Source organism: Mucilaginibacter angelicae, assembly GCF_042434235.1.
GTDB lineage: Bacteria > Bacteroidota > Bacteroidia > Sphingobacteriales > Sphingobacteriaceae > Mucilaginibacter > Mucilaginibacter angelicae.
In genome coordinates, this window is the sequence record NZ_JBHLTS010000001.1 from 35963 (window position 1) to 53331 (window position 17369).

Genomic DNA, 17369 nt, shown 5'->3' on the forward strand with positions numbered 1-17369 from the left:
CCGTTTGCAGATTATCAAACATGCAGGTCTGCCCTGTATTTTCAGAGGTGCAATTATGCGTCTCTACATCATTGCATTTTGTTCAATAACTTCTTTTCACCAATCGCTGATCGATAAAAAGAAACGCGATGAAACCTACAATAAGAATTCCCAACAACCATTTAAAGCTGATAACAGCATTTAGAAACATATCGCCGCTTTCCGGGCTAATGACAGAAAGCAGACCATAAGCGAGCGTTAATCCCACCACAAATATTGATAGTGCAATTAAATTAAAGCGCAGGTCGCTTTTACGGTTAATCTGTTCCTGCAATTTTCGCCTTACGTTTGCTGCGAAACTCATAGGCAGGCCTCGTTCGGGCTCGGTGCCAAGCGTGGTAAATAAGTTTTGATAAGCAAGCAGATCGCCCCTGTCATCTTCGGAAAGTGTTTTGTTATCCGGAACCAGGCCATTGTTCAATAGTTCCTGTAATTCGTCGTCATCCAGCTCTTTCATATATTCTCTTTCTTAAGGTCTTTTTCAATTTTCTCTTTCAATAATTTTCGTGCCCTGAAAAGGTGGCTTTTAACCGTTCCTTCGGGGATGCCGGTGATCTCCTCAATCTCGGCACATGAAAACTCATTGAGGTGGTACAGCGTCAACACTGTTTTATATTGATGCGGCATTTGTTCAATAAGCAGGTTAACATAAGCCGCGGTATTCTTTTTTATCAGTTCCTGCTCCGGGGTTTCATCTGTAAAATGATAATTATCTATATTTTCAGGATATTCGGAGGGGGAATTGTTTTTGTTCTTTTTTAAATAGTTTACAGCAGTTAAATAAGCTATACGGGCTATCCAGGTTGATAGTTTTGACTGAAACTCAAAGCGGTGCAGGCTTTGGTGGATCTTGATAAAAACTTCCTGGCATATATCTTCTTTGTTTTGCCGGTCTTGCACCAGGCGGTTTATCACAAAGAAAACCAGCTTTTCATACTGCTTTACCAGCAGTTCAAAAGCCCGGAGATCTTTATTTAATATCCTGGATACAACCTCTTGTTCATTAAACATATTACAGTAGTCAATATATAAGGTTTAGCGGTTGCAAAAAAGAAATAAAAAATAATTTAAAATAATTGCAACCGGGTCAACAAATATGTTGACTACTGTAGCAAATAACTTAAACAAACAATATCATGAAACAGTTAATGCCATTCATCATAATCATCGTATTTTTTATACTGATAGCCATATTCATACTTGCCCTTTATAATTACAGGTTAAAAAAACGTATTATCAGTTCAGGCCCGCTGGATGAAAACAGCGTTAAATTTTTAGCCCAGTTAGGTTCCGGTAACGAAGCCTTAAAATGGGGGCTCATCCTGCTTTGCGCCGGCATAGGTTTTATAGTAATGGAATTTATCCCTTACAGCGCCGAAGACTCACCCGTTCCTTACGGGGTTGAAATGATCTTCATCTCGGCAGGTTTCCTGCTTTATTACCTGCTGCTTCGCCGCCGCAAGGATTAAATAACCAGCTTAATTTATTGTACTGAACGGGCGGTTTGGCCCGCCCGTTCCATCAAATTTTAAAGTGGGGAATTTACTCTCAGGGAACCCCTTTGCCTAAAAATTATTGAAAAAATCTAACACCATCACATATATGAAAACTAAACAAACCATAATACGGCTCATCATCATGATAGCTGTATTTATCGCCCATAACCTAAATAGCTATAGCCAAACCCTGGTACAATTAAAAGGGACCGTTGCCGATTCGGTAAGTAAAGCAGCTTTGCCCCTGATAACCGTACGGTTAAAAAATGCCGCTAATGAAACCATAATGGTTGCCGTTACTAAAGATGACGGCTCTTTCAGCTTTGCCTCGGTGCAACCGTCAAACTATTCACTGGTGTTCAACGCTATTGGCTACAGTTCAAAAACAATATCCCTTGATCTTACACATCAGCAGCAAACACTCGTACTAAAACCAGTTTATTTGAGCGATGCAATGACCAGCCTGAGAGAGGTTACCATAACTGCCGAAAGACCGATCATAAGGCAAAAGGCAGATCGGATCATTTACGACCTGAAGGCCGATCCTGAAAGTAAGGGCAACAATGTGTTAAGCATGATGAGGAAAATCCCTTACCTGTCGTTAGATGGGGATGATAATCTGTTGATGAAAGGGAACTCAAGCTTCAAGGTACTTATCAACGGCAAGCCGTCAGGAAGTTTGGAAAGCAACCTTAAAGCGGTTTTAAAAAGCATTCCGGCATCAACCATTGAGCGGATTGAAGTGATCACCACCCCGCCCTCAAAATACGATGCCGAAGGTTTGGCTGGCATTATCAATATCATCACCAGCAAAAAGATCAATGATGGCATCAGCGGGTCTGTAAACATTAATGAAAGCCTGCCCACAGGCGGCCCCGGTGTTGGCGCTTCTGTTACCGCTAAAAAAGGTAAATTCGGTATTTCGGCATTTGGTGGTGGGAGTATTAATAATTCACCGCAAACAACCAATAACCGTAAAACAGTAGATACTGCCGGTAACACACTGGCGCAGAACGGCTACCAGCGTTCAAATAATAAAACAGCCTATTTCGGTACCGAATTAAGCCTGCAGATAGATACCCTGAATTTATTGACTGCCCAGTTTAACTATAACGGCAGCCGGGCAACTGATCATAACGGGCAGGCCTCCCTGCTAACAAGCAATAACCAGCTTGAGCAATACACCTTTCAAAACAATGACAAGGCAACCAGCCATGGTATTGATGCGGGTATCAATTATGAGCTGGGTTTTAAAGGGATTAAAAACAGATTGCTTACTTTTTCATACATGTACAGTGCCAATGCTAATACCAAAAACGGTGGTGTTCAATTTTTTGACCAGGTAAATTTCCCAACCCCTGATTTTCAGCAAAGCGATAAACAAAAATTTAAAGAACATACCGTACAGGTTGATTTTGTTACCCCGGTGAATAAAGTAAATGTTGAAGCCGGCCTTAAAGCGATATTCAGGAATAACAGCAGCGATTTTAGTTATCGCTCCCTAAATGATTCAACCGGGCAATATCAGTTTGATACAGCACAGTCAAACGCTTTTACCAATACCCAAAATGTATTCAGCGCTTACAACTCGTACCAACTGGCTCTAAACAGCTGGAATATCAATGCCGGTGTTCGGGTAGAAGAAACTGTGATCCGCGCCAATTTCATGAGCACTGCATCTGTAGCCGACCAAAATTACTTTAATGTTGTCCCTGCTGTTTCGGTAAGTAAAAGATTTAAGGACGAAAGCAGCATTAACTTTGGCTTTTCACAACGGATCAGGAGACCGGGCATCAACAGGCTTAACCCCTATGTTGACCGCTCAAACCCCAATTATGAAGTTACAGGGAACCCCAACCTGAGGCCGGTTTTATTGAACGATATCCAGTTTGGTTATGGCAGTAATAAAAAGCTGTCGGTAAATATCGGACTTGATTATTCGTTCATGAACAACCTCGATTTGCAGGTGGTTAATTTTGACCCGGCCACCCAGGTTACACAAATAACTTATGCCAATACCGGTAAGGCCAGCAGTGCAGGTGTGAATTTCAATTTGAGCTATCCCGTAACCAAAATCTACAACGCGAGCATTAACGGAAATATGATGTACCTGTGGCTGCAAGGCGAAGCTGATGGAAAAATGGTGAACAATAACCTGCTGATGTATGGTGTTGCCCTATCAAACGTAGTGCGCCTTGCTCATGGCTGGGCTCTAAATGCCGATCTGGGTGTGAACAGCCGCAACCCTACAGGCTTACAGGGATATACCAATGGCTTTTTTTTCAGCGCGTTCAACTTCAATAAGGATATTGTGAAAAACAAGTTCAGTATCTCTGGTGGTATCAAAAATCCGTTTACCAAATATCGTAACAGCGTAAGCAAAACTTTTGGCCCGCAGTTTAATCAAACTTATCAGAGCATGAACTATTACAGGTCATTCAGCATCAGCCTTAACTATAACTTTGGCGGCTTGAAAGACAGGATCAATAAAAACAGGGTGGGGATTGAAAATAATGATGTGGCTAATTGATAAGGTGAAGTCCTAATATCAAGGAGTCGTCATTGCGAGGTACGAAGCAATCCCCGACTTTACAGAGCGGATTTATTTAGCGGCTCTGCTCATATAGGATTGCTTCGTGCCTTTCAGTAATGACGTGGTATTTTAAACCCGGAATAAGCTACAGGCTTTTTATTTACGGCAACAATTTAACATCAGCCAAATCATGCTCCAGTTTCCATTTTTCAACAATGGGCTGCTCCAGCTGGATCTGGCGATATTCGTCAGGTGCCATAATAGGCACGCCATAAACAATGGGATAGTTGCGCTGGCAAACGGTACAGCTAAGGATCCCTTCAATAATATTTTGTGCTGTATCTTTTACCAATACCTGTAAATTGAGGTCGCTTTTATCAAAGGGGCAGCATAGTTTTTCAATTGTTTTGAGTTGCATGTTGGGTGGGATTTATGCTTAACGCGTTTTTAAATTCTTTAACTTTTTGCTGCGGATCGGCAGCGCTTAATATGCCCGAGATAACTGCCACCCCATCAAAAGGTATTTCCTGTTTCAGGGCGATCATATTTTCGGGTGTTATGCCGCCCGCAACAAAAATGGGCATCGGGGTAAGCGCGCGGGCCTGCCTTACGGTTGCGGGCATTACAATATCACAGCTCCCTGCCGATGACGAAGGGAACATGGAGCAAAAGGATACATAATCAAGCTGGTTATCCTCGGCCCAGATTACGGGATCCAGGTTATCCGAACAGGTAATTCCGGTCATGAATGGCCGGCCTATACTTGCTTTAATCGCTTCAAAATTGGCAGGGATGCCATCAAAATGTACGCCCTGTAAGGCCGAGGATTGTTTGAGCAAATCCCAATCTTCATTAATGAACAAAGGAACGCCATGCAGCCTGCAAAGCGGGCCAATGCTTTCAATCAGGCTGAGCTTATCGGCACCGGGCTGCCAATGGTTCCATAATTGTACCACCTGGATGCCAGCTGTTAATGCTGAAGCCAGTTTGTTTAATAAAGTAGCTTTATCCATTGCGGGGTCAAGCACCAGGTAAATGCCACCGGTAATTTTATATGTATTTTCCATTATTTCCATCCGTTTTTATAAGCGTTAAAAAAGGCTTCCCAATAAGGGTCTTTACTAAAGTAGGGCATGTCTTTTTCAACACCGTTTTCGATTAGTTTATAGCTGTGTGCCTGGTTGGTAAACTCACCAATGATGGTAGCAGGTATATTATTCCCGTGTAAACGGTGCAGCACATTTTGGCCCCATTGTTTTTTTACTGCTATTATCATTGCCCCGGCACCAATGCAATAACGGGGATCGATGTTGAATAAGGAGCAAATTCCACCCGCTACATCATCAACAGGGAGCAGGTCATTATCTATGATCACGCCATTGCCCGATGCTGCCGCCATTTCATAAACCGCGCCCAATACGCCGCCCTCGGTTACATCGTGCATGGCCGTTACTTTGTTAAAGCGGTTACCTGTCCCGGCGGCGGTTAAGCCGTCTTTTAAGGATGATGTTTGATAAAACATTTCGCAGCCAAGATTATAGATCTCGTTACCCAGCTTGTTTTTTACCGTTTCGGGAAAACTCATGGCCAGGATAGCTGCTGAAGACATGGCGCATTGCTTGGTAACGATGATCACGTTGCCAGCTTCGGCATTTTTACTCAGCAAGATCTCATTCAATGGTGCCGTGAGCAGCATGGTGCCACCGCCCGCGATGGTTGAGTTTTGCCCTTCAATACTGCCCGTATGCCCACCGGTTATGGCTACGCCAATGTTGTCACAATAGCGGTGGATGTGGTCCCAGTAGGTAGTAAAATCTGCCTGGCTCAAACCCGGCGGCAGGTTAAGTACCATTTGGGCATACTGCGGGGCAAAGCCGGTAGTAGCCATGTCATTGGCCATTAAATGTACCGACAGCCAGGCCGACTCCTGCAAACCCAAAGAGGGGATGAGCGACAATGGGTCGCTGGTAAGCGCAAGCCCCAAGCCACCGGGCAGGCTGATCACCGATACATCAACGCCGAAAGCCGGGCCACCGATAACTTCAGCACGCGGACGGCCGCAGCGGGGCAGGATGATCTGCTCAAAACCATCTCCTGTTATTTTTCCGGATAGGGACATAGCTCTATGTTAATCAAGCAGTTTAACATACAAGCCAAAAAAGTCGCCCACAGGAACACTCCACTGTTGTACCGGGAACCATTTGGGTAAACCGGTACAGGTCCATTCAATGGTGTACTGGCGACCTTTTAAAGCTTCATCAATTTTTTTAATGAGCATAGCCGGGGTATAAAAAGTAGCTGTTACATAAAAGGGGTTTTTGCCGAACATTTGCTGCACACGGCGACGCAGCACTTTGGGTGAGTTGCGGTTCATCATACCGAAAGCAATACCTCGTTTGCCCACCCTCGCTGCTTCCCTGATCACCTGTACCGGGTCGCGGTAGTACTCAAAGGTGGTGATGAAGGCCACGGCATCAAAAGTATGATCCTTAAAAGGCATAAAGTGCGAATCGGCATTTACCAGGTCGCCTTTAAACAAATGTACCGCCTGGCCAAGCATAAAAGGGGAGAGGTCGCCGCCGGTGGCGTCAATACCTATCTCGTGCCACCAGCGGGTAAAGCGGGTTGTGCCGCAGCCAAACTCAAGCAGTTCCTTTATCCGGCTATCGGTACCAACTAATTGCGACATTACCTTTTTTTGCCATACTTCGGCGCGTTTATAGCGACCCTCGTACCATTGCTCGTAAGTATCGGTGTGTTCGCGGTTAAAAAACCATTCTTTGCGGCCCTGCCAGTTGGCAAGGCTTTGGGTCATGAGGCCAAAATTGTTTCCGGGTTCCATGTGTTTTTTCATTAAATAAAAAAGCCTTGTTTCCAGCCGGTAATACCGGTACAGAAACAAGGCCATGTATGAATAAACAGCAAACGCCGAAAATCAACTGAAGAGCCAGTGCATCCCTACGCCGGTATTATCCGTGTCAGGTTGTGCGGGTATTATCTCAGCCTTAACCCTGCGGTTAAAGCACCCCGTGCTATATAAAACGAAGGTAGTTTATTTAAGCTAAAAACAATAACATGAATTCATTATTCGACCCGAATGTGGTTATATTTGATGACTGTTCCTTTTAACCCTTCTTTATAATGACCTTATCCTTATCATCCGTTCACAAAAATATCTGGTTAATAACTTTTACCGCTTTTGCCATTTTGGGGGCCGGTCTGTTTTTAATGCATCACGTTAACCCGCAAAAAAGCGGCGCCGCTGCAACCGGTTTTATGGTTGATATGGTAGTTACTTTCCCGGTAGCCTATTACTTCCTGATCATTAAACCGTTTAAGCAAAAACTGTGGCGGATTATGCTGGTTGTTACCTGCTGCTGCGGTGTTGCCTATTTGATTTTACCTGCTGCCCAGCGGGGCTATATTATCCAGTTGAGAAAACTAACAGCCGGTTTGGAACTGGGGATGCTCATTTACTGCATCAGTAAGATCAGGCACATCAAAAAAGCATATGATGCGTTACAGGCCGAATTTCCGGATGTTGCTTTTAATCTGCATAAAAGTATGGCTATGGTATTGGGCGACGGGATGCCGGTAAAGATCATGGCTTCGGAAATAACTATTGTGCGGTTTGGACTACTTTGTTTTAAGCGAGAAAAGGAAATTTCACCAGAGATCAAACGCTTCAGTATTCACAAAGACTCGGGCTATGCTGCTTTATTTGGGGTGATTATGGCAGTGTCGGTTATTGAGATGGTAGCTTTCCATTTGTTTTTAACACGCTACAGCATCATAGCTGCTATTATCGTTACCATATTGAGTATTTATGGCTGCTTGTTCATCACCGGTGATTTTTCAGCATTGGTAAAAAGCCCGGTATTATTGCTTGAAAACAAGTTGCTTTTACGTGCCGGTTTACGCTACAGGGCATTAGTTAAACTGGGCAACATAGCTTCGGTTGAAAAAGTAGGAGGGAGCTTTGAACCGGGTGTGCAGTGTTTTAAGGGAGGAGTGATGAAAAATACCTTTAATATATTGATCACTTTTAAGGAGCCCGTGACTGTTGAACGTCTTTATCGAAAGCCGGCAGAAACCAGCCAGATGGTGCTGAGTATTGATGAGGTGGATGAATTCATAAAGATTTTAACAGGTAGCAATCCTGTATAAGAAGCAAAAGCACCGTTTTAAAACGGTGCTTTTGCTTTAATTTAGATTATTTAGTTAAATCAGCCAATCCGTTAGGGAACATCCCTTTGGCCACTATGGCCATATCCAGCGCTTCGCGGATCAGTTTGATCTTGCCGTTTTCGGCTACTAAACGCCCCATATAGGTTTGCGGATAAGGCCTGCCGGTTGAGTTAGCTATAGCATCCACATCGTATTCGCCGAATGCCTGATCTGGCGTATCAATATGGATCCTGATGTTTTGAAAATGGAAATTGCCGAAGGTTTTGGGCAGATTTTTAAGGAAATTGTAGATCATGTCCCTGCCTTTCCACTGCCAGGGCAAACCTAAGCTTGCCAGGTAAGGTAGCTCGAACACGGCATCATCGGCAAAGAGGTCAATAGCTATATCGGGATCGTTGATCAGCTCAAGATAGTTGAGCAATAATTCTTTCGCGGTTTTCATTTTGTTAAGATTTAATTTTTTTGTCTGTCCATTAATCTTTCGGACATCACAAAAGTGCAAAGTGTCCGAAAGCTGCACATTGATGTATCGTAAGAAAGAAATTGATATATATCAATGAAATTAATGGGTTAGATGATAGTGTGTTAAGCGAATGTTAATGACGCTGGCCCATTTTTACACTCTGGTGTTATAACTTATCGTACATTTGCATCACAAAACAATGCGGGATGGAGCAGTTGGTAGCTCGTCGGGCTCATAACCCGAAGGTCGTAGGTTCGAGTCCTGCTCCCGCTACATAGAAAGCCAAAAGCCTCAAGTCAACAGATTTGAGGCTTTTTTATGCGTTTTATTTTACGCAGTGTCTGAAGAAGGCCCGGGCTATCTGCTGTATCTTTTTTCCCGATACTCCTGACAAACGCTAAAAAGGATACCGCTTCTATAGTACCCGCAATTTTTTCTTCCTTTCGCAGTGCTGAGCCAATTAAGAATAATTTTATTTGTGCTTTGAAATGCAAAGTACTTTTATTTACTTTGTAACACAAAGTCTTTTCTCAATCAAAAAATCAAGATTATGAAAATTTCAAGAAAAAAATTTGTTTCCCTATTCCTCATTTCCGGGTTTGCTTTTCTTTTTATCTATAACGTAATTCTTCGATCAGTAGTCCGGCTCATTCCTGAAAGTGGAGCGTCTTTTCTGGGAACGGGATCACTAACAGGCTGGAGGAGCACCGTGTCCACAATTCTATATCCTGTCAAAATTGTTTTGGCAGGCCCCATGCTTCCTCTTATCAATTTGCCTGATCCGCCGCCTCCATTTTTGGTTATTGGATTTGCTTTCTACTGGACTATCCTCGCCCTAATAGTTCACTATCTCATCGGTAAAATTAAGCGCCCGCAACTAAAAGCATAATTTTTGTGTCGGCCCTTTTTCGCCCGTCATTGAACACCGTTATTATTACCAGATTTTTGCAGATGCAGGCGGGTTCCCAATTCAGTTCACCACTTTACAAATGGGGCAACCTTATCAATTACCGTTAAATCTGTATCATGGGATAAAGTTCCTGCAGGTTCTTTTTCTACTCCTGTAGGTTATGATAGAATTACAATATCGGATCTTAGCACTTTAGGCGGAGGACAATGCTAAGAGAAAAATCGATTTTCTATTGGCTCATTGTCAGTAACTTGTAAAGATGCCTTGTTTCCTGAAAATACTTATTGGTAAATTTCATAAATGACCGAAAGGTCATTTATATTTGTGCCATTATTCAGGAAAGAAAATGACAAAGGCAGAAAAAACCAAACAGTTTATCCTTGAAAAATCGGCCCCCATCTTTAATACAAAAGGTGTGGCGGGGACTGCAATGAGTGATATTATGGAAGCTACTAAACTGGCCAAGGGTAGTTTATATGTACATTTTGAAAACAAGGAGGAATTATCATATGCCGTAGTTGATTATAACCTGGATTTTTCGGCCCAAAAAATGTCAGAGGCAATTAGCAAACAAAAAACATTTAAAGATAAACTGTTCGCCTATTTTAATTTTTTAAGCGACCCGCTTAACCCACCTCTTGTAGGAGGCTGCCCGATGATGAATTTTGGAATGGAGGCTGATGACACTAACCCTGTTATCAAGTATAAAGTGAACAGGCTTGTACAGCTTTCGATACAAAGGGTTACATCAATTATTGAGCAGGGAATTGTTAATGGCGAATTTAAAAAAGAGTGGGATGCAAAGGAATTTGCCACAAAAGGATTTGCCATGATTGAGGGGGGCACATTGATCTCGCGCGTTTCGGGAACAAATGAACATATGAACATTTTAATAAAGGCTATCAAAAAAGAAATTGAAGAGAACAGCATATAATTTTTTTGCCCAACAAATGACCGATCGGTCATTTGTTGGGCAAAATGAAATCATAAAATTTTGTAATCCATTTAAAAAATAAAACAATGAACAAGAAAAAAGTACCTATTGCACATAAAGCTACACGGGGTAATATATGTCAAGATTAAACTGATCTGAACTGGATAATTTAAAGAGTTGCCCTATTTGACAATTGTAGGCGGGGCAATTTATAGCACTGATGAAATTAAAAAATACTGGTTTAAATAAGTAAAAACATGAAAAATAGAAGAATAATCAAACTAATGAAAAGTGCGGTTGCAGTGGTACTGCTCGCTCTGGGAATTGTATTTGTATCATGCAAAAATGATAACACAATAACTAACACCCCTGCCGGGGGCAGCAAAGATTACCACCAGACAGCCGAAACGAAATTTATTACAGCTGATGGAAATAAAATTGCCTACCGTATTTTGGGAAACAAAGCGGGGACTCCGCTGGTGCTTCTATCTCCTTTGGGCAATGCAATGGACGATTGGGACCCGGCTATTACCAATGGCCTCGCCCAAAAATACAAAGTGATCATCTTTGATCTTCCGGGTGTAGGTACATCAAGCGGGGCAACACCTGATAATATCCCGGATATGGCCAAAGAGTCGGTTTCCTTTATCAAAGGCCTGGGTTATAATAAGGTTAACTTACTGGGCTTCTCTATGGGGTCATTTATCAGCCAGCAAATAGCGTTGACCGAGCCTGCCCTGGTTAATAAGATCATCCTGACCGGTACCGGCCCCAAAGGGAGCGAGGGACTTTCTGATCTTCCCAAATTCTTAGCTGCCTCAGCCAATTTAACCCCTGAACAAGTTTTCCTGGCCTCGTTCTTCGCTTCATCAGCAACCAGCCAAAGCGCAGGTAAAAGTGCTTATGAAAGGGTACAGGAACGCCAGGTGAACCGGGATGCACCGATAAGTCCTGAAGGTTTCACCAATGAAGTAAAAGCAGTATTAGGCTGGGCGCAGCCAAATACCGGTGCGCTGACAGAATTGAAATCAGTAACACAGCCTGTACTGATTGTTCAGGGACAGGAAGATGCACTGGTTCCGGTAGTGAATGCTATCAACATGTCTAAAAGTTTACCTAATGCCCGTTTAATCGTTTACCCTGACGCCGCCCATGCTGCTTTTTTTCAGTATCATGACGACTTCGTTAAGAACGCCCTTGAGTTTTTAGGAAAATAACAATTTATATCATCAGTTCCAGGCAGCTTCCTCTGATCTTTTTGAAAAGAAGGAGCTGCTATAGCCTATAGATCAGGCTCTCCGCCCGTTTAACTTTTATGTTGAACGGGCTTGAGTATTTTATCCCATAACTTGCTTTAAATAAAATGGTTCGGGTTTAGCCCCTGTTTGGGCTACCGGAAAAATAAAAGCGCCTTCCCGGATCAGAAAGGCGTATTTTATTTATCCAAAATCAAAGCTGCATCGTCGGCAAAAGTTCAGGCCGCGGGTTTTCATATTTGATAATCAATTTATTCTGTACGCAGACTTTTAACCGGGTTTGCCAGGGCCGCTTTTATGCTTTGATAGCTGACGGTTAGCAGCGTTATAGTTATGGCGCCTAAAGCAGTAAGTACAAAAATCCACCAGGCTATTTCAGTACGGTACTGATAATTTTGCAGCCAGCTGTGCATGAAATAGTAAGCAAGCGGTGTGGCAATCAGCAAGGAAATGAAAATAAGCACAACAAACTCCTTTGATAACAATTGCCACAAATTAAATACAGTTGCACCTAATACTTTTCTTACGCCGATTTCTTTCACGCGTTGCTCTGCTATAAAAGAGGCCATGCCAAATAAGCCCAGGCATGAAATAAATATAGCCAGTACCGCAAATACCGTAGCTAAGCTCCCAATTCGCTGCTCGTCCGAAAACTTCCTTGCATATTCATCGTCGATAAATTTATATTCAAACGGACTGCCAGGGTTATATTTTTTAAATACAGGTTCAATTTTGCTTAAAGCTTCACGCATTGGCATTTGAGGGTTTACCCGTACTGTAATAAATTTTACCCAATCGGGTTTCATTTGAAAAACGGTGGCTACTGTTTGCTGATAGGGCGATTCCATAATCATATCCTTCACCACGCCTGTAACCACATGGTCTTTGCCAAACCAATGTATCGTTTTGCCTATTGGGTTTTTGATCCCACTAAGTTTTACTGCTGATTCATTCAGAATAAAAGCCCCCGAATCAGTTGGAAAGCTGCGGGAAAAATCACGCCCTTCTGTTATTTTCCAGCCGATGGTTTTGCCAAAATCAGTGCTGACAAATACATTAGCAAAGGTAGGGTTAAAGCCGGGCGCTTTTCCTTCCCACTCAAAGCCTGTGTTATAAGCAAAGATCTGGGTTGTAGCATTGCTTGCTTCGGCCATGTTTTCAACGGCGCCAGTTTGTATAAGGTCGTTTCTTAATACCTCATAATGCCCGTAAATTTGCGGGGTATTCATTTCAATGGTAATCAACCCCTGCCGTGTGTAACCTACAGGGCGGCTCCTGGCAAATTGGATTTGCCTGAATACAACAATGGTACCTATTATTAAAACTATGGATACCGTAAATTGAACAACTACCAATATTTTACGCGGTATCGCTGCTAAGCGCCCTACCTTAAAAGTGCCGTTTAAAACCTTAATTGGTTTAAACCCGGATAAATAAAATGCCGGGTAGCTGCCCGATATCAATCCTGTAAAAAAAGTAAAACCTAAAGCAGATAACCAAAATGAAGGGTTGCCCCAGGGCATGGATACCTGCTTGCCGGTTATATGGTTAAAATATGGGATAGTTAGCCATACCATAACTATGGTTAAGATGAAAGCTAAAAATACAACAAGGATAGATTCGCTGAGGAATTGCCCGATGAGCTGGCTGCGCAGGGAGCCAATAGCTTTGCGGATGCCCGTTTCTTTTGCTTTTTTTTCGCTTCGGGCGGTGCTCAGGTTCATGAAGTTGATGCAGGCCAGCAGCAATACAAAAAAGCCAATAATACCAAACAGCCTCACAAACTGAATGCGGCCGCCAACCGATTTACCGTTTTGAAATTCGCTATATAAATGCCACCTCGCCATCGGAAACAACTGTATTGTTTCATTGATGGCTTTGTTATACGGTTTTGTAAGCTCGCTGATTTGGGCAGATACTTTGTTAAAATCAACATGAGGGTTCAGTTGTACATACAGCTGGCATCCATGATTGTCCCAGGCGGCAGGTTGCCTGCTCCAAAAATTTGCCGGGTTGCTCCATGGCAACATAAACATTGTTCCGTTTAAGGTTGTATTATTGGGCAGGTCCTCGTAAATCCCTGTGACCTTCAAATCCGTATTGTTGTCAACACGGACCACCTTATTTATCGGATCGGTATTGCCAAACAGGGCTGTAGCGGTTGAGGCCGACAGGAGTACGGAAGATGGATCTTTAAAGGTACTATAACCACCTTTTACCATTGCCAGCGAAAGTATTGCCGGGAGATCGGCTTCGGCCCAAATACCTTGCTGGGATATTTTAGTTTCGCCCGCGGCAAGTATGTGTGCCCCGCCCGAGGTAAGGGCAGTACGTTTAATGCTGTTACCATACCTGGTACGCAGCTCATTGCTAAGCGGTACAACTGTTGATCCGAAGGTTACTGTTTGACCGTTGGATGTTTGCGAGGTCATCACCTGCCCTATGCTTTCATAATTCTGATGATATTTATCATATGATACCTCGTCCCAAATCCAGAGGCCAATCAGCATGGCTATTGCCATACCAACGGCAAGGCCACCAATGTTTAATAACGAAGAAAACTTGTTTTTAACGGTATTGCGCCAGGCAATTTTAAAGTAATTCTTGATCATGCTGTTAATGATTTATAAGATTAATTACATTCGTTTTTTGTTTCCGTCCATTCAGTCGGATGCGGGATTTATCGCTAAAATACCACTTCTGTATAGTGCAGTTGTTTAACTTATAATTGATATACGAATTTGTTCGTAAATATCATGCCGTGTTTTTAATTATTGATTTACAGGAGTTTGTGTTTTATTTAAAAATGGTGCTGTATCGAAAGCGTACACAAGGTGTACTCAAACGTACTACGGTAAAAATTGCTCAGATTAACATACCCCTCCTCCGGGTACCCAATAAGCTGGCAAGCCACCCGCTTGAAAATATTATCTAAGAGGGTAGATGTTGGTCAGATAATAGCAATACTAATGATCAAACAGTTATAAAATTCATTTGATAAATTGATACCTTTAACTTCATCTTCAAAAACCTGAATGAGCACAATTTTAAAAAACCGGATAACATCAATTGATTTTCTTCGCGGTACTATCATGATTATTATGGCCCTTGATCATGTAAGGGATTATTTATACTCAGGATCATTTTTTTTCGATCCGCTTGACCTTACAAAAACAAGCGCCGTATTGTTTTTCACCCGGTGGATCACCCATTTCTGCGCACCGATATTTATGCTGCTTGCCGGAACGTCGGCATACCTTATCGGACAAAAGAAGTCCAAAAAGGAATTATCCGTATTTCTGGTAAAGCGGGGCTTGTGGCTCATTTTTCTCGAAATGTTCGTGGTTAACTTCGGCTGGAACTTCAACATTGCGTTCCCCATGTTTTTCTTTATTACCATTTGGGCCTTAGGTTTAAGTATGATCGTGCTGGCGGCCTTGATCCATCTGCCTAAAAAATTGATATTGGGCATTAGTGTTGCAATTATATTAGGCCATAACCTTTTAGATCATGTTCATGTGCCGGGCAGCTCTTTAGAGGCTTTTGGCTGGTCGCTGCTTCATGATCAGCAGTTTTTTATGTGGCATAAGGAAATTTTATTGGTGGGGTACCCAATTGTTCCGCTGATGGCCGTTATGTCATTAGGTTATTGTTTGGGGGCCTGGTATACTACAGGTTATGAGGTTAGCAAAAGGCAAAAAAATTTATTGATTGCCGGTTGCTGCTGTCTTGTTTCGTTCATTATATTACGTTATACCAATGTATACGGCGATCCGGTGAAATGGAGCATACAGAAAGACGCATTATTTACCTTCCTGTCGTTTATTAAAGTAAATAAATATCCGCCATCGCTGCTGTACCTGCTGGTGACATTGGGTTCGGCTTTTCTGTTTCTTTCATTTACCGAAAAATTAAAAGGCGGCATTGTAAAAGTTGTTTCGGTATATGGAAGGGTACCTATGTTCTATTACCTTATCCACATTTATGTAATACACCTGATAGCGATTATCGCATCAGCGCTCACGCCCGGACAGAATTGGACAATCTGGTTCCTGAAACAACCCATCTGGTTTACTACCGACCTGAAGGGTTACGGATTTTCATTACCCGTTGCTTACCTTATTTGGATAGGAATAGTAATTGCCATGTATCCTTTATGCAAACGCTATGATGCTTACAAGCAGGCCAACAAAGGCAAATGGTGGCTGAGTTATTTGTAAGTTATTTACTGAAAGTTGCGACATCTTTTTGGAGGGGAAGAGTAAATATTGAAACACTTCAGAAAGCTAAAGCGTTATCTTTATGAACGGGGATAATTCTTTCGCCCAAGTAGTGTAAAACAAAGAGAAATTTTATGGAAATTAAACGCAGCGGCTCACAGCCTTCGGGCAAAGGGCCAGGAGCATATTTTACCGGAACAGTACGCATAGATCCGCTTTTTACCACGCCCGACCCTGCCCGTGTGGCCATGGCCTTAGTAACTTTTGAGCCGGGTGCCCGTACTGCCTGGCATACCCATCCGCTTGGCCAAACCCTTATTATAACCGCAGGTTTTGGCTGGGCGCAGCGCGAAGGCGGCCCGGTAGAAGAGATCCGTCAGGGCGATGTTGTGTGGTTTGCACCGGATGAAAAACACTGGCATGGCGCTACGGCTACCACTGCCATGAGTCATATCGCTATCCAGGAAAAACTTAATGGGTCGCCGGTTGATTGGCTGGAGCAGGTAACTGACAAACAGTATAATAACCAATAACCCTGAAAAAATGAAGGCAATAAATGTAACCGCAGGCGTATCGGGAAAACATACCCGCCTGCCAGTTTTTGGGAGCGGGTTATTATCAGTTTTAATAATTTTTATGTTATCAGTATCTTCACCAGGAAACGCCGCTGCACAGGATAAAAACAAGGTGGTGCGCATAGCCAGGCTCCGGATTGATTCGGCTCAACTGGATAATTATATGGCTGCGCTGAAGGAGCATGCCGAAACAGCCGTACGCGTTGAGCCGGGAGTGTTAACCCTATATGCAGTAGCCGAAAAGAATGACCCAACCCGGATCACGGTTTTTGAAATATATGCCGATGCCGCCGCATACCAGGCCCATTTGCAAACTCCCCATTTTAAAAAATATAAGAGCACGACAAAGGATATGGTTAAATCGCTTGAATTGGTGGAAACCGTTCCGATAGTCCTTGCTGCTAAACCACGGTTATAGCATTTAAACAAGGCTTTATTGATGCTGTCGGTGGATACCTCCAATGCAATTATTTAAGCAGTTGATAAGCTGCACCAGCTATCGTGTACCCATAAGTTTTTAATAAAAGAAAATGTCATTTCGATGGAGCATGGGGAGGCATAAGCATTGGGGTGAAAGAGAAATCTTATACACCCTGCAATGCCGACTTGCATAGTTCGCCGTCCAGATCGTATAAGATCGTATGCATGAAATAGTTAAAGAAGAGTTCTTGAAAGAAAGGTTGTAGATTAAAGTGAAAACTAAGAACAAACACTTTAAATCAAGAACTCATGAAACAAGTTACACAATTAGACTT

General features: G+C 42.8%; 17 protein-coding genes, 1 tRNA gene and 1 riboswitch. Of the genes, 10 read left to right on the forward strand and 8 right to left on the reverse strand.

The window, feature by feature from the left end:
- Positions 1–82: 82 nt before the first annotated feature.
- Together ACFFGT_RS00120 and ACFFGT_RS00125 are read right to left on the reverse strand one after the other, a co-directional pair.
- On the reverse strand, positions 83–496 hold the full coding sequence (locus tag ACFFGT_RS00120; RefSeq protein ID WP_377020454.1) for a hypothetical protein: 414 nt from the start codon (positions 494–496) through the stop codon (positions 83–85).
- On the reverse strand, positions 493–1050 hold the full coding sequence (locus ACFFGT_RS00125; protein WP_377020455.1) for an RNA polymerase sigma factor: 558 nt from the start codon (positions 1048–1050) through the stop codon (positions 493–495). Before ACFFGT_RS00125 ends, ACFFGT_RS00120 begins: the two co-directional genes overlap by 4 nt.
- Before the next feature lie 125 nt (positions 1051–1175).
- On the opposite strand from ACFFGT_RS00125, the gene ACFFGT_RS00130 reads away from it, so the two are divergent.
- Together ACFFGT_RS00130 and ACFFGT_RS00135 are read left to right on the forward strand one after the other, a co-directional pair.
- A complete protein-coding gene (locus ACFFGT_RS00130) occupies positions 1176–1508 on the forward strand; it encodes a DUF6249 domain-containing protein (RefSeq protein ID WP_377020456.1) in 333 nt (110 codons plus the stop codon).
- Between the two features lie 133 nt (positions 1509–1641).
- On the forward strand, positions 1642–4065 hold the full coding sequence (locus tag ACFFGT_RS00135; RefSeq protein WP_377020457.1) for a TonB-dependent receptor domain-containing protein: 2424 nt from the start codon (positions 1642–1644) through the stop codon (positions 4063–4065).
- 163 nt (positions 4066–4228) lie between these two features.
- On the opposite strand, the gene ACFFGT_RS00140 is transcribed toward ACFFGT_RS00135, so the two are convergent.
- The 4 genes from ACFFGT_RS00140 to ACFFGT_RS00155 are packed head-to-tail and all read right to left on the reverse strand — an operon-like array spanning position 4229 to position 6910.
- The gene (locus ACFFGT_RS00140) at positions 4229–4486 is read right to left on the reverse strand and encodes a Trm112 family protein (protein WP_377020458.1); all 258 of its coding nucleotides are present in this window, start codon (positions 4484–4486) and stop codon (positions 4229–4231) included.
- Entirely contained in the window at positions 4467–5135 is a 669-nt protein-coding gene (locus ACFFGT_RS00145; protein WP_377020459.1) for a thiamine phosphate synthase, read from the reverse strand. The genes ACFFGT_RS00140 and ACFFGT_RS00145 overlap by 20 nt, the downstream gene beginning before the upstream one ends.
- Entirely contained in the window at positions 5135–6187 is a 1053-nt protein-coding gene (locus tag ACFFGT_RS00150) for an AIR synthase family protein (protein ID WP_377020460.1), read from the reverse strand. The genes ACFFGT_RS00145 and ACFFGT_RS00150 overlap by 1 nt, the downstream gene beginning before the upstream one ends.
- A gap of 9 nt (positions 6188–6196) precedes the next feature.
- Positions 6197–6910, reverse strand: a complete 714-nt coding sequence (locus tag ACFFGT_RS00155; RefSeq protein WP_377020461.1) for a class I SAM-dependent methyltransferase — start codon at positions 6908–6910, stop codon at positions 6197–6199.
- 96 nt (positions 6911–7006) lie between these two features.
- A riboswitch (TPP riboswitch) is annotated at positions 7007–7108 on the reverse strand.
- 101 nt (positions 7109–7209) lie between these two features.
- On the opposite strand from ACFFGT_RS00155, the gene ACFFGT_RS00160 reads away from it, so the two are divergent.
- On the forward strand, positions 7210–8235 hold the full coding sequence (locus tag ACFFGT_RS00160) for a hypothetical protein (RefSeq protein ID WP_377020462.1): 1026 nt from the start codon (positions 7210–7212) through the stop codon (positions 8233–8235).
- Positions 8236–8281: 46 nt separating this feature from the next.
- Here ACFFGT_RS00160 and ACFFGT_RS00165 read toward each other — a convergent pair whose 3' ends face one another.
- Positions 8282–8698, reverse strand: coding sequence for a nuclear transport factor 2 family protein (locus ACFFGT_RS00165; protein ID WP_377020463.1), 417 nt, complete (start codon positions 8696–8698; stop codon positions 8282–8284).
- Positions 8699–8919: 221 nt separating this feature from the next.
- Between ACFFGT_RS00165 and ACFFGT_RS00170 the strand changes: the two genes are divergently transcribed.
- The 4 genes from ACFFGT_RS00170 to ACFFGT_RS00185 all read left to right on the forward strand — a co-directional run bounded on the left by ACFFGT_RS00170 (position 8920) and on the right by ACFFGT_RS00185 (position 11780).
- Positions 8920–8992, forward strand: a tRNA-Met gene (locus tag ACFFGT_RS00170).
- Between the two features lie 277 nt (positions 8993–9269).
- Entirely contained in the window at positions 9270–9608 is a 339-nt protein-coding gene (locus ACFFGT_RS00175) for a hypothetical protein (protein WP_377020464.1), read from the forward strand.
- Positions 9609–9975: 367 nt separating this feature from the next.
- Positions 9976–10563 (forward strand): TetR/AcrR family transcriptional regulator, encoded by a 588-nt coding sequence (locus tag ACFFGT_RS00180; RefSeq protein ID WP_377020465.1) that lies wholly within the window; start codon positions 9976–9978, stop codon positions 10561–10563.
- A gap of 257 nt (positions 10564–10820) precedes the next feature.
- Positions 10821–11780, forward strand: a complete 960-nt coding sequence (locus ACFFGT_RS00185; protein ID WP_377020466.1) for an alpha/beta fold hydrolase — start codon at positions 10821–10823, stop codon at positions 11778–11780.
- Positions 11781–12070: 290 nt separating this feature from the next.
- On the opposite strand, the gene ACFFGT_RS00190 is transcribed toward ACFFGT_RS00185, so the two are convergent.
- Positions 12071–14431 carry an ABC transporter permease gene (locus ACFFGT_RS00190; RefSeq protein WP_377020467.1) on the reverse strand — a complete coding sequence of 787 codons (2361 nt, stop codon included), beginning with the start codon at positions 14429–14431 and terminating at the stop codon, positions 12071–12073.
- 423 nt (positions 14432–14854) lie between these two features.
- On the opposite strand from ACFFGT_RS00190, the gene ACFFGT_RS00195 reads away from it, so the two are divergent.
- The 3 genes from ACFFGT_RS00195 (at position 14855) to ACFFGT_RS00205 (ending at position 17032) form a co-directional block, all read left to right on the forward strand.
- Complete coding sequence (locus ACFFGT_RS00195) at positions 14855–16039, forward strand: acetyltransferase domain-containing protein (protein WP_377020468.1); 1185 nt, start codon at positions 14855–14857, stop codon at positions 16037–16039.
- Positions 16040–16173: 134 nt separating this feature from the next.
- Positions 16174–16572 (forward strand): (R)-mandelonitrile lyase, encoded by a 399-nt coding sequence (locus tag ACFFGT_RS00200; RefSeq protein ID WP_377020469.1) that lies wholly within the window; start codon positions 16174–16176, stop codon positions 16570–16572.
- 10 nt (positions 16573–16582) lie between these two features.
- Positions 16583–17032 (forward strand): putative quinol monooxygenase, encoded by a 450-nt coding sequence (locus ACFFGT_RS00205; protein WP_377020470.1) that lies wholly within the window; start codon positions 16583–16585, stop codon positions 17030–17032.
- The last annotated feature ends 337 nt before the right edge of the window (positions 17033–17369 follow it).